The sequence below is a fragment of the Bradyrhizobium sp. WBAH42 genome, assembly GCF_024585265.1.
In the GTDB taxonomy this organism is placed as follows: Bacteria; Pseudomonadota; Alphaproteobacteria; order Rhizobiales; family Xanthobacteraceae; genus Bradyrhizobium.
Window position 1 is genome coordinate 3730879 of sequence record NZ_CP036533.1, and the last position, 12321, is coordinate 3743199.

Consider the following 12321-nt stretch of genomic DNA (forward strand, 5'->3'; position numbering starts at 1 on the left):
TCATCGCGCTTTAGAAGATCTCGAGGGAGAGGCTACTCCGCCGCCTCGCTATGCCCCAGCCGGGCGTTCAGCTTGCGGATCAGCTCCTCGGCCGCATCCGCAATCACCGTGCCGGGCGGGAAGATCGCCTCGGCGCCGGCGGCATAGAGCGCATCGTAATCCTGCGGCGGCACCACGCCGCCGACGATGATCATGATGTCGTCGCGGCCCTGCTTCTTCAGCGCGGCCTTCAGCTCAGGCACGGCGGTGAGGTGGGCGGCTGCCAGCGAGGAGACGCCGAGGATGTGCACGTCGTTCTCGACCGCCTGCCGCGCGGCTTCGTCGGCGGTGGCAAACAGCGGCCCGATGTCGACGTCGAAGCCGATATCGGCGAACGCTGACGCAATCACCTTCTGGCCGCGGTCATGGCCGTCCTGGCCTATCTTGGCGACCAGGATGCGCGGGCGGCGGCCTTCCGCCTCCTCGAAGGCGTCGATCAGCGCCTGAACCTTCTCGACCTGGGTGCCCATGCTGGACGCCTCCCGCTTGTAGACGCCGGTGATGGACTTGATCTCGGCGCGGTGCCGGCCGAACACCTTCTCCATCGCGTCGGAGATCTCGCCGACGGTCGCCTTGGCGCGTGCCGCGTCGATGGCGAGCGCGAGCAGATTGCCGTTGCCTTCGCCGGCCGAGCGCGTCAGCGCGGCGAGGGCGGCATCGACCTCCTGCTGATTGCGCTCTGCCTTCAGCCGCTTGAGCTTGTCGATCTGAAGCCGGCGGACATTGGTGTTGTCGACCTTCAGGATCTCGATTTTGTCCTCGTCGGTCGGCTTGTACTTGTTGACGCCGATCACCGCCTGCTTGCCGGCGTCGATCCGCGCTTGCGTCTTGGCCGAGGCCTCCTCGATGCGCAGCTTCGGCACGCCGGCTTCGATCGCCTTCGCCATGCCGCCGAGCTCCTCGATCTCCTGGATATGGCCCCACGCCTTGGCGGCGAGGTCGCGCGTGAGCCGCTCGACATAATACGAGCCGCCCCAGGGATCGATGATGCGGGTGGTGCCGCTCTCCTGCTGCAGGAACAGCTGGGTGTTGCGGGCGATGCGCGCCGAGAAGTCGGTCGGCAGCGCCAGCGCTTCGTCGAGCGCGTTGGTGTGCAGCGATTGGGTATGGCCTTGCGTCGCCGCCATCGCCTCCACGGTGGTACGCATCACGTTGTTGAAGACGTCCTGCGCGGTCAGCGACCATCCCGAGGTCTGGCTATGCGTGCGCAGCGAGAGAGAGCGCGGGTCCTTGGGGTTGAAGGGTTTCAGCAGCTTCGCCCAGAGCAGGCGCGCCGCGCGCAGCTTGGCGACCTCCATGAAGAAGTTCATGCCGATCGCCCAGAAGAACGACAGGCGCGGCGCGAAGCGGTCGACGTCGAGCCCCGCGGCAAGTCCGGCGCGCAGATATTCGACGCCGTCCGCGAGCGTATAAGCGAGCTCGAGATCCTGCGTCGCGCCGGCCTCCTGCATGTGATAGCCGGAGATCGAAATGGAATTGTACTTCGGCATCCTCGTGGAGGTGTAGGCGAAGATATCCGAGATGATCCGCATCGAGGGCGCCGGCGGATAGATGTAGGTGTTGCGCACCATGAACTCTTTCAGAATGTCGTTCTGAATGGTGCCCGACAGCTTCTCCGGCGGCACGCCCTGTTCCTCGGCGGCGGCGACGTAGAGCGCGAGGATCGGCAGCACCGCGCCGTTCATGGTCATGGACACGCTCATCTGATCGAGCGGAATCCCGGCAAACAGCGTGCGCATGTCGTAGATGGAATCGATGGCCACGCCGGCCATACCGACATCGCCGCCGACGCGCGGATGGTCAGAGTCGTAGCCGCGATGGGTGGCAAGATCGAAGGCGACCGAGAGACCCTTTTGCCCGGCCGCCAGGTTGCGGCGGTAGAACGCGTTGGAATCCTCCGCCGTGGAGAAGCCGGCATATTGCCTGACGGTCCAGGGCTGGTTGACATACATGGTCGGGTAGGGACCGCGCAGATAGGGCGCGATGCCCGGATAGGTTTCGAGGAAATCGAGCCCGGCGACATCAGCCTCGCCATAAGCGGGCTTCACCAGAATGCCCTCCGGCGTCAGCCACGGCTCGGCGCTGCCCGCAGGCGCAGCGACGGTTGGCCGCTCAAAGGCAATGTCGGCGAAATTCGGAATGCGGCTCATGGCTTCAACCATATCGTAAGCTCAATCATGATCCGGATGCTGATGGCTGACGATGGTCGCCATCTTCTCCGGTCCGTAATTCTGCTGCGTGGTCTGGCTCGGCAGATTGGCGATGCCGACCACCCAGCCGAGGCGGGATTCGGTGCCATATTGCCGGGTCGGCACCACGTGGTCCGGTCGGTCGAAGGCGCCGGTCATGATCTCGATGCGCGGGCCATCGATGCGGCGGAAGCTCAGGGGCGTGCCGCAGGCGGCGCAGAAATCGCGCATCGCGATCGACGAAGATTGGAACGCCGACGGCGTGCCCTTGGTCCAGGCAAAGTCCGTCTTCTCGATATCGGCGAAGGAGGCAAACGGCGCGCCGCTGGCCTTCTGGCACATCCGGCAGTGGCAGATCGAAATCTTGTTCGGCGACGCCGTCAGCGCAAAGCGCACGGCGCCGCATTGGCAGCCACCGGTGAGAACGGGTTTGCTGGTCTCGGTCATGCCATTTCCATCCGTCGATAGGCGTCTTGCAACGTGACAACCGCATCACCCCCGGCGAAGACAAAACCCGTGACGCCGGCGGCCCGCAGCGCCGCCTCGGCCTCAGCCGGGCGGCCTGCCAGATAGATATGTCGCCCGCCGCTCGATTGCAGGGCCCTTGCCGCAGCTTCGGCGTGTTCCGCATAGACCTTGTCGCTGGAACACAGACAGGCCAGCTCGGCGCCGGAGGCCTTGAAGGCCGCGGCCAGCTTGGCCGGATCGGCAAAGCCCTCGCTGTCGACCGCCTGGATGCCGCCGGCCTCGAAGAAGCTCTTGGCGAACGTCGCGCGCGCGGTGAAATCGGCGGGCGTGCCGAGATTGGCCAGGAACACCTTTGGCCGTGCGCCCCGCGCCTTCAACATCGCGTCGGATTTGTCGCGCAGCGCCTCGAACGGTTCCGCGAGACGGATCGGCGCCAGCGCCTCGAACTTGTATGTCTGTTCGCCATAGGGCGGAAGCGCGATCGGCGTTGCCTTCAGGACAGTGGCTTCGCTCTCCTGCAGGTTCGGAAACTCGCTGGCGCCGGTCAGCACGTCGCGGCGCTTCGCGATATTAGCCTCGCGCGCCTTCCGCGTGGCCGCGACCTTGCTCTGGAACACACCCTGCTGAAGCGCGGCGAAGGCGCCACCGGATTTCTCGCTCTCCTGGAATAGCGCCCAGGCCGCTTCGCACAGCTGCGCCGTCAGCGTCTCGATCCCGCCGGCGCCCGCCGCAGGATCGCTGACCTTGGCGAGGTTGCTTTCTTCCAGCAGCAAAAGCTGGGTGCTGCGCGCCACGCGCCGCGCGAACGGATCGGGTAGGCCGAGCGCCAACGTATGCGGCAGCACGGTGATGGCATTGGCGCCGGCGAGCCCCGCGGCGAAGGTCGCCACGGTCGCGCGCAGCATGTTCACGTAGGGATCGCGCTGCGTCAGCATGCGCCAGGACGTATCGGCGGCGATGAACAGCGGTTTCGGCGTGAGCCCGCAAGCGGTCACGATGCGCGCCCACAACAGCCGCAGCGCGCGGAATTTGGCCATGGTCAGGAATTGGTCGGCATCAGCGGCGAGCCGCGCATAGACCATGCCCTGCGCGGTTTCCAGCGGAATGCCCGCGCCTTCGATCGCGCGCAGATAAGCGACGCCGCAGGCCAGCACGAAGGCGAGCTCCTGCACTTCCGAACCACCGGCATCATGGATCACGCGGCCGTCGGCGGAGGCGAACGGCCCCCTGAAGCCGAGCCCGGCGAGGCCCTTGATGGCGCCCGTGATCGCGGGGGCGATTTCCTCCCAAGTATAGGGGCTGTGGCCCCACACCGCGCCAGCCGCGAGCGGATCGAGCCCGAAGCGGATGTTGCAGGCGGCGGGATCGAGGCCGTTGCACTTCACATATTCCGCGACATGGATCGCCGCCATCCGCGATTGCGGTCCGATCTCGAGGTCGATGCCGATCCCGGCGTCGAGATGAATGTCCTTCAAGACCTTTGCAACCGCGTCGGCAGAAGGTTCCAGGCCGAAACCGCGCGCGCCATTGGCGCCGGCGAACACCAGTGCAAGCCCGGTTGCACCGTTCTCCAGATCCTGCAGCGCCTGCGCATTCGCGAGCGCAGCGTCGGGATGGTCGATCCGCTGCACGATCTGCCACGGCGCGGCCGCGGCCCGTCCGACCACGGGTGCAACGCCCCTCGCGCGCGGATAGAGCGGTTCGATCTTGATGCCGTCATAGGTCTTGCCGACCAGCTTCTCGAACGGCGCGCCCTTCAGCACGCCGTCGACCAGCTTGCGCCAGTCCTCAGGCGTAGCCTTGGGAAAATCCGCCGCCAGCGGCAGGTCGTCAGTCACGGAGGTCATGCGGCGCGGGGCTCCCGAACGTCTTGTTATTCGCAGGCGAAATTGCCACGGCGGACCGTTCCTGCAAACGGTTGTTTTTGGTTAACCGGTATCCGGAAGCCGCTCAATGCCTTGCGTCGAGACGCTGGCGAGCCCGTCACGCACACGAATGCCCGAGATCACGCGGTCCGGTGCGATTTCGGCCAGCGGCACCAGCACGAAGGCGCGCTCGAACAGGCGCGGATGCGGCAGCGTCAGGTCGGGCTTCTGCAAGGAGACATCGTCGTAGGCGATCATATCGAGATCGAGCGTGCGCGGGCCCCAGCGCCGCGCCTTGGTGCGTGTGCGGCCGAATTTCTGCTCGACTTTCTGCAGCACGAACAATAGCGCATGCGGATCGAGACTGGTCTCGATCTCGATACAGGCATTGATGAAGGGATCCTGGTTCTCGTCGCCCCAGGGCGGGGTCGTATAGTCGGACGAGCGCGCGATCAGTGCCCCCTGTGCCATGCCGCAGATATGCGCGATCGCCTTTTTGAACGTCGCGCGGACATCGCCGACATTGCCGCCGAGTGCGATCAGCACGCTCGCCATATTAGGGGTGCCGCGAGCGTGTCAGCACGATACCGACATCGTCGAAGATCGCGGCGATCGGCGCATGCGGCTTGTGCACCGTGACCTTCACGGCGCGGATGCGCGGGAAGTGCGACAGGATCGCATCAGCCACCGCGCCCGCCGCGCGCTCCAGGAGCTTGTAATTGGTGTTCTTGAACGCCGCCGTCGTCGTCGCCACGACTTCAGCGTACGACACCGTGTCGGCGAGCCGGTCGCTGCGCGCAGGCTCCGACAGGTCGGTATAGAGCTCGAGATCGATGACGAAACGCTGGCCGACCTCGGTTTCGTGATCCATCACGCCGTGGCGGGCATGGATCGACAGGCCGGTGACGAAGATCGTATCGGTCATTGCTCGCTCTCGATGGCATGCGCCACCCGCAGGGCCTGCAGGGTTTCGGCGACGTCATGGGTCCGGATGATCTTTGCACCGCGCTGCGCGGCGATCAGATGCGCCGCGATCGAGCCGGCGAGCCGCTCCGAGGGCTCCGACGGCGACACCGTGACGATGAAGCGTTTTCGCGAGGCGCCGACCAGGATCGGCAGGCCGAACATGTCGAGCTCGCGCAAGCGCGCCAGTGCGGTCATGCTCTGCTCGGCGGTCTTGCCGAAGCCGATCCCGGGATCGAGCACGATCTTGTCGCGCGCGATGCCGGCTTTTGCGGCAAGGTCCAGCGAGCGCAGGAAGAACGTCTTGATGTCCGCGACGATGTCGATGGCGGGATCGACGCTGTCGCGGTTGTGCATGACGATGACGGGCACGCCCCTGGCGGCGATCAGCGGCGCCATCTCGGCGTCGCGTTGCAGGCCCCAGACGTCGTTGGCGATCGCCGCGCCCTGGTCGAGCGCGAAGGCCACCACCTCCGCCTTCATGCTGTCGATCGAGACGGGCACACCGAGCGCCACGATGTCCGATAGCACCGGCTTCAGCCGCGCGAGCTCCTCCGCCGCCGTGACCGGCCGGGCGCCCTGGTAGGGCCGGGTGGATTCGGCGCCGATATCGATGATGTCGACGCCGGCGGCGATCATCGCCCGCGCCCGCTCCAGCGCCCGCGCGGGCGCGATGAACTCGCCGCCGTCGGAGAAGGAATCCGGGGTGATGTTGAGCACGCCCATCACCGCAGGAAGCGGCCGGCCCACGAGCGTCCGCAGCGCGTCGATCCCGGCCGAGCCGGCCGGCGGGACGGAAGGGGAGGGCGAGGCATTCATGCGGCCCGCTTTGCGCGGTCGCGAAGAGGGTGTCAAGCCGGGATTGAGGGCGATTCGCGGCCATTCCGATGCGCACAGACGGCCGAGAGGACGCGATGTTCTTGCCCACACTCCGTCATTGCGAGCGCAGCGAAGCAATCCAGACTGTCACCGCGGAAAGATTCTGGATTGCTTCGCTGCGCTCGCAATGACGATCTGGGAGCAGTGATGCCCCACCTCTCCAGCTTGGCCCGCAGCCTAATACGTAATCTTCGGCGGCAGCTTCTTGGCCTTGGCGATGATGTCGCCGACCGACTTCTCGGAAGGCAGGAGGCGGACGAGCTTCTTCTTCTCGTTGGCCTCGCGCATGCTCTGCGCCAGTCTCGCCGGATTTCGATAGGCGAGCTCGCGCACGGTGGTGACGCCGGCGGCGCGGACGAGCCCGACCTTGGCCCTGCCCATGCCGGGGATGCGCATGTAGTCGGAGACGTTGGCCCATTCCAGCAATTGCTGCTCGCTGATGCCGGTCTTGGCCGAAAGCGCCTTGCGGCCCTTCACGGTGGAGGCCGCCTCGAGCAGCGCGTCCGTGGTGCGGATTCCTTGCGCCTTCAGCTTGTTGGCGGCAAAGGCCGGCAGGCCCTCAATCTCGGAGATCGGATATGTCATGATGCTCGATATGAAAAGCGTCGCTCAGGCGAACTGGCTGAGGCCCGGCGTCCCCGCAATGATCTTGCCCATCTGATCCGCTCCGATTTTGTCTCGCCCGTAGCGGAAAAGTTCACGGGAGACGTTTTGAATCTCGGACATGCCGAGCCCGAGGCTCATCAGGCGCGTGCCGACGGCCATCAAGCCGCCGCCCATCAGCCGCGACAGGGCGCCACCGCTCTTGGACGCTTCGATCGCAGCTTCCGCTCCGGGGATCTGATCGATCAGGGCCTGCACGGTGTCGGAAGGACCCTCGTTGCGAAGGAAGGCCAGGATGATGCCGACGGTCTTTTCAGCGACAGCACCGTCTATGCTGGCGTTTGTCGCCAGCCGTCCGATCAGCTCGTCCATAAGACCCGCCCCTCAGCCGGTTTACATTCCGGAATATTGCTTTCGAAAACGATCTTGAGCCGGTGTGACGTGAAATACAAGCGATGAACGCATGCGCCGTCGCGAACGCGCGAAAAGTGTTGCCGCCGTGCAAGAGCCTAGAACGAATCGGCAAAAAATTGCCGCGTTGCGAACGCCGCGTTCCGACTTTCGGCTGATCTCGCCCATCGGTGTCCGATAATGTCGCATGCGCAGGAGCCGCTGAACCGATTTAATCGGCGCGCGAGATGCGTTAAACTACGGAACTGGTGCATTTGAGTTTCAATACGCGAAACTCGGCAGAGAGATCAGAGAGAATAATGACCGCACAGGACAGCAAGCTCGGCGATACCGACGCCAAGATCTTCGTCGGCAAGGGAGACGAGCAGGCCTGGCTGACGCTTGCGCTCGCCAATCGCCACGGCCTCGTCACGGGTGCAACCGGAACCGGCAAGACCGTGTCGCTGCAAGTGATGGCGGAAGGATTTGCACGCGCCGGTGTTCCGGTCTTCGCGGCCGACATCAAGGGCGACCTCGCCGGCATCTGCCAGATCGGCGAACCCAAGGACTTCATCGTCAAGCGCGCCAACGAAATGGGGCTGAGATTCCAGCCCGATCAGTTCTCGACGGTGTTCTGGGACGTATTCGGCGAGCAGGGCCACCCCGTGCGCGCGACCGTCACGGAAATGGGGCCGCTTCTGCTCGCGCGCATGCTCGATCTGAACGACGTGCAGGAAGGCGTGCTCAACGTCGCCTTCCGCGTCGCCGACGACAACGGCCTGACCTTGATGGACATGAAGGATCTGCGGGCGCTGCTCGATGCCATCGTGCCCGACAGCGGAAAGAAGGCTGCGGACGCGGAGCAGGACCCGCTCTCCGCCATCCGCAAGGCCGCTCAGGGGTTCGGCAACGTCACCAAGGCCACCGTCGGCACCATCCAGCGCCAGCTCCTGGTGCTGGAGAACCAGGGCGGCACCAAATTCTTCGGCGAGCCGGCGCTGACGCTCAAGGACTTCATGAAGACCGACAGCGACGGCCGCGGCATGGTCAACATCCTGGTCGCCGACAAGCTGCTCCAGAACCCGAGGCTATACGCGACCTTCCTGCTCTGGATGTTGTCGGAGCTGTTCGAGGAGCTGCCCGAAGCCGGCGATCTGCCCAAGCCGAAGCTGGTGTTCTTCTTCGACGAAGCGCATCTGTTGTTCAATGACGCGCCCAAGGCGCTGATGGACAAGATCGAGCAGGTGGTCCGCCTGATCCGCTCCAAGGGCGTCGGCGTCTACTTCGTGACGCAAAATCCGATCGACGTGCCCGACCGCGTGCTCGGACAATTGGGCAACCGGGTGCAGCACGCTTTGCGTGCCTTCACCCCGCGCGACCAGAAGGCGGTCGCCGCTGCGGCGCAGACCTTCCGGCCCAACCCGAGGCTCGACACCGCAAAGGTGATCACGGAGCTCGGCAAGGGCGAGGCGCTGGTGTCCTTCCTCGAGGGCAACGGCACGCCTTCGATGGTGGAGCGGGTGATGATCCGGCCGCCGTCCGCCCGCATCGGACCAATCACGCCGGACGAGCGCAAGTCGATCATGGCGGCAAGTCCGGTGAAGGGCAAATATGACACGGCCGTCGATGCGGAGTCCGCCTACGAGATGATCCAGAAGCGCATCGCCGGCACGGCGGCGACCGCCGATGGCCCCGCGGGCGGAGGCGGCGGCGGCGTTCTCGGCCAGATCGGCTCGATCGTCGGCACCATCTTCGGCACCAACGTCAAGCGAGGCCGTCTGTCGACCGGCCAGGTCATCGCCCGCGACGTGACGCGATCGGTCACCAACCAGGTGATCGGCGGGATGGCCGCCAATCTCGGCAAGTCGATCGGCGGTCAGCTCGGCGGCTCGATCGGCCGCACGCTGGTCCGCGGTGCGCTCGGCGGATTGCTGCGGCGGTAGGCAGAACGCCCCACGGCAAGGCAATCGATCGACCGCTCCCGCGATCTGGGAGGGCCGAACGTCACACATTCAGGTGAGGGGACTCTCCAAGCCCTTGCCGGTCTGCTACGTCCTGTGTCATCGCCGCTCAGGACCGCACCGTGACCACGTCCTCCCCGTTAGCCAAGCCTGACCTACCCAGACGCCCGTCGTTGCGGGCGCCGCTGGATCTGCTTTTTCTGTTCTGCTGCATCCTCCTGGCCGCCGACGTGCTCGTTCCCGAGATTTTTGGACGCGGCAAGACCAAGGACTATTCGCTCTGGTACTGGGCCGGACAGCAGGTCTTGCAGGGTGACCCGCTCTATCCTGCCGCGCCCGAGGACTATTTCGATTTCATCTATCCGCCGCTGCCGGCGATCCTGCTGGCGATCCCGAGCTGGTTCGGCAAGATCCCGCTCTATGTCGTCCTGTCGATCCTGAACGCCGTGGCGTGGTGGTGCACCGGGGCCCTCTCCCAGGTCATGACCGGCTCGGGCCGCGCGCCGGGTCGATGGCTGGAGGCGCTGCCGGTCGTCGTCACCGTGTCCTTCGTGTTCGACATGTTCGACCTCGGCCAGCCGAACCTCGTGCTGCTGGCGATGATGCTCTACGGCTTCTGGAGCCTGCGGCATCAACGGTCGTGGCTCGCCGGCTTCATGTTCGCACTCGCCATCGCCATCAAGGTGTTTCCAGTCGCGGTGCTGCCTTATCTGGCGTGGCGGCGCAAATGGGCCGCCCTTGTCAGCACGATCGTCTTCACCGGCATACTTCTCTACCTCGTGCCGGCGCCGATCCGCGGCTTCGAGCGCAACGCCGCCGAGCTTGCGAAATGGTACCAGGGCATGGTCGGGACGAGCTCGGAAAAAGGCTTTGGCCAGCGTGGCGAGCAGAACTGGTCGTGGGTCAACCAATCCCTGATTGCCGTCACGCATCGCCTGGTGCGGCCGATCAACTACAATCAGGACGATCCCAAGAAGCCGCCGCGCACCATGAACGTCATCGACGTCGACTACAGGACGGCGAACTGGATCGTGCTCGCGCTGTCGGCGCTGCTCGGGCTCGGCTTCGTCGCAATCATGCCGCGGCAAGCGCGGCGAACGGCGCGCTCGGATGCCGAGGAGCTCGGCATCCTGTTCTGCCTCATGACGGTGGCCTCGCCTCTGGCCCGGCAATACTACTTCATGTGGCTGTTCTTCCCGATGACGGTGTTGATGCATCGCGCCGCCTTCGACGAGCGAGCGCATGTGCGCCTGGGAACCTGGCTCGCGCTGGGTGCCGCCGGCATCCTCATGCTGCTGTCGTTGCCGTGGTTTCCCATTGTCATCCAAGCCTGGGGCAACAACCTCGCTGCGACCGCGGTCCTCGCAGGGTGCCTCGCCTGGCACATCCGGCATCCGCCGCTTGCGGCTAGCCCCGCGGCCGCGCCGGCGTTAAAACCCGGGACCTCGTGAGACCCAACAACCAGGATAGCAATCATGGCCAACGCGCAGCTCCAATCCGTGCTCGACCACATCGACAAGGATTTCGACAACAGCCTGGAGCGCCTGTTCTCGTTGTTGCGGATCAAGTCGATCTCGGCCGATCCCGCCTTCGCCGATGATTGCAAGGCTGCCGCCGAGCATCTCGCCAAGGACATCGCCAGCCTCGGTGTGGCCACCGAGGTGAGGCCGACCGCGGGCCATCCCGCCGTCGTCGGCAGGACCGGCGCGGGCGGACGGCCGCACGTGCTGTTCTACGGCCATTACGACGTGCAGCCGGTCGACCCGCTCGATCTCTGGCACCGTCCGCCGTTCGAGCCCGTCGTCACCGATCATGCCGATGGCCGCAAGATCATCGTCGCGCGCGGCGCCGAGGACGACAAGGGCCAGGTGATGACGTTCGTCGAGGCCTGCCGTGCCTGGAAGAAGGTGACGGGCTCGCTGCCGGTCGACGTCACCTTCCTGATCGAGGGCGAGGAGGAGGTCGGCTCGAAGAACTTCGTGCCCTTCATCGAGGCCAACAAGGACGAGTTCAAGGCCGACTACGTGCTGGTGTGCGACACCGGCATGTGGGATCCGAGCACGCCGGCGATCACGACCTCGCTGCGCGGCCTGCTCTATGAAGAGCTGAAGATCACCGCCGCCAATCGCGATCTGCATTCCGGCGTGTTTGGCGGCACCGCGATGAACCCGATCCGCCTGCTCACGAAAATCCTGGGCGGCCTGTTCGACGACGACAACCGCATCACCATTCCCGGCTTCTATGACAGCGTGAAGGACACGCCGCCCGACATCCTGGCGCAGTGGAAGAAGCTCGATTTCACGCCCGAGAGCTTTCTCAAGCCGGTCGGGCTGTCGCTCCCGGCTGGCGAGAAGGGCAGGCTGCTGGTCGAGCAGGCCTCGACGCGTCCGACCTGCGACGTCAACGGCATCTGGGGCGGCTATATCGGCGAGGGCTCCAAGACCGTGATTCCCTCACATGCCTCGGCGAAGGTGTCGTTCCGTCTGGTCCAGGGCCAGGACCCGCAAAAGATCCGCAAGGCCTTCCGTGATTACGTGACGGCGCGCATTCCCGGCGACTGCAAGGTCGAGTTCGGCGACCATTCCGCCGCGCCCGCGGTCGCGCTCGACTGGACCATGAAGCCGCTTGCCGCCGCCAGCAAGGCGCTGACGGAGGAATGGGGCAAGGAGACCGTGCTGATGGGCTCCGGCGCCTCGATCCCAATCGTCGCCGACTTCAAGCGCAGGCTCGGCCTCGACTCGCTGCTGGTGGGGTTTGGCCTCGACGACGACAACATCCACTCGCCCAACGAGAAATACGACCTGAAGAGCTTCCAGAAAGGGATCCGCTCCTGGGCTCGCATCCTCGCCGCGCTGGCGGAGGTGAAATAGGCACGGTGCCGTAGGGTGGGCAAAGGCGCGAAAGCGCCGTGCCCACCATCTCCCAGTGATTAGGAAGGAAGAAGACGTGGGCACGCTTCCCCTT

General features: G+C 65.3%; 11 protein-coding genes. 3 read left to right on the forward strand and 8 right to left on the reverse strand.

Annotated elements, in window-relative coordinates; translation table 11 throughout:
- Window positions 1–32: 32 nt before the first annotated feature.
- The 8 genes from scpA to DCG74_RS17390 form a co-directional block, all read right to left on the reverse strand.
- The gene (scpA, locus tag DCG74_RS17355) at window positions 33–2189 is read right to left on the reverse strand and encodes a methylmalonyl-CoA mutase (protein WP_172784620.1); all 2157 of its coding nucleotides are present in this window, start codon (window positions 2187–2189) and stop codon (window positions 33–35) included.
- Window positions 2190–2210: 21 nt separating this feature from the next.
- Entirely contained in the window at window positions 2211–2675 is a 465-nt protein-coding gene (locus tag DCG74_RS17360; RefSeq protein ID WP_018647959.1) for a GFA family protein, read from the reverse strand.
- Entirely contained in the window at window positions 2672–4543 is a 1872-nt protein-coding gene (locus DCG74_RS17365) for a methylmalonyl-CoA mutase subunit beta (RefSeq protein ID WP_172784172.1), read from the reverse strand. The genes DCG74_RS17360 and DCG74_RS17365 overlap by 4 nt, the downstream gene beginning before the upstream one ends.
- 81 nt (window positions 4544–4624) lie before the next feature.
- A complete protein-coding gene (gene folK, locus DCG74_RS17370; protein WP_172784173.1) occupies window positions 4625–5116 on the reverse strand; it encodes a 2-amino-4-hydroxy-6-hydroxymethyldihydropteridine diphosphokinase in 492 nt (163 codons plus the stop codon).
- Window position 5117: 1 nt separating this feature from the next.
- Complete coding sequence (gene folB, locus DCG74_RS17375; protein ID WP_025035064.1) at window positions 5118–5486, reverse strand: dihydroneopterin aldolase; 369 nt, start codon at window positions 5484–5486, stop codon at window positions 5118–5120.
- Window positions 5483–6343, reverse strand: coding sequence for a dihydropteroate synthase (gene folP, locus DCG74_RS17380; RefSeq protein ID WP_172784174.1), 861 nt, complete (start codon window positions 6341–6343; stop codon window positions 5483–5485). The genes folB and folP overlap by 4 nt, the downstream gene beginning before the upstream one ends.
- Before the next feature lie 237 nt (window positions 6344–6580).
- Entirely contained in the window at window positions 6581–6988 is a 408-nt protein-coding gene (locus DCG74_RS17385; RefSeq protein ID WP_025035066.1) for a DUF4332 domain-containing protein, read from the reverse strand.
- Between the two features lie 24 nt (window positions 6989–7012).
- Complete coding sequence (locus tag DCG74_RS17390) at window positions 7013–7378, reverse strand: DUF2267 domain-containing protein (RefSeq protein WP_172784175.1); 366 nt, start codon at window positions 7376–7378, stop codon at window positions 7013–7015.
- Window positions 7379–7716: 338 nt separating this feature from the next.
- On the opposite strand from DCG74_RS17390, the gene DCG74_RS17395 reads away from it, so the two are divergent.
- The 3 genes from DCG74_RS17395 to DCG74_RS17405 all read left to right on the forward strand — a co-directional run bounded on the left by DCG74_RS17395 (window position 7717) and on the right by DCG74_RS17405 (window position 12227).
- Window positions 7717–9339 carry a helicase HerA-like domain-containing protein gene (locus tag DCG74_RS17395; RefSeq protein ID WP_172784176.1) on the forward strand — a complete coding sequence of 541 codons (1623 nt, stop codon included), beginning with the start codon at window positions 7717–7719 and terminating at the stop codon, window positions 9337–9339.
- 140 nt (window positions 9340–9479) lie between these two features.
- Complete coding sequence (locus tag DCG74_RS17400) at window positions 9480–10808, forward strand: glycosyltransferase family 87 protein (RefSeq protein WP_172784177.1); 1329 nt, start codon at window positions 9480–9482, stop codon at window positions 10806–10808.
- A gap of 24 nt (window positions 10809–10832) precedes the next feature.
- On the forward strand, window positions 10833–12227 hold the full coding sequence (locus tag DCG74_RS17405) for a M20/M25/M40 family metallo-hydrolase (protein ID WP_172784178.1): 1395 nt from the start codon (window positions 10833–10835) through the stop codon (window positions 12225–12227).
- Window positions 12228–12321: the final 94 nt, after the last annotated feature.

Bases quoted from the DNA above. Each gene is read 5' to 3' on its own strand.
- DCG74_RS17395 (WP_172784176.1), top strand. From the start codon at position 7,717: ATGACCGCACAGGACAGCAAGCTCGGCGATACCGACGCCAAGATCTTC.
- folB (WP_025035064.1), bottom strand. From the start codon at position 5,486: ATGACCGATACGATCTTCGTCACCGGCCTGTCGATCCATGCCCGCCAC.
- scpA (WP_172784620.1), bottom strand. From the start codon at position 2,189: ATGAGCCGCATTCCGAATTTCGCCGACATTGCCTTTGAGCGGCCAACC.
- folP (WP_172784174.1), bottom strand. From the start codon at position 6,343: ATGAATGCCTCGCCCTCCCCTTCCGTCCCGCCGGCCGGCTCGGCCGGG.
- folK (WP_172784173.1), bottom strand. From the start codon at position 5,116: ATGGCGAGCGTGCTGATCGCACTCGGCGGCAATGTCGGCGATGTCCGC.
- DCG74_RS17365 (WP_172784172.1), bottom strand. From the start codon at position 4,543: ATGACCTCCGTGACTGACGACCTGCCGCTGGCGGCGGATTTTCCCAAG.
- DCG74_RS17385 (WP_025035066.1), bottom strand. From the start codon at position 6,988: ATGACATATCCGATCTCCGAGATTGAGGGCCTGCCGGCCTTTGCCGCC.
- DCG74_RS17405 (WP_172784178.1), top strand. From the start codon at position 10,833: ATGGCCAACGCGCAGCTCCAATCCGTGCTCGACCACATCGACAAGGAT.
- DCG74_RS17360 (WP_018647959.1), bottom strand. From the start codon at position 2,675: ATGACCGAGACCAGCAAACCCGTTCTCACCGGTGGCTGCCAATGCGGC.
- DCG74_RS17390 (WP_172784175.1), bottom strand. From the start codon at position 7,378: ATGGACGAGCTGATCGGACGGCTGGCGACAAACGCCAGCATAGACGGT.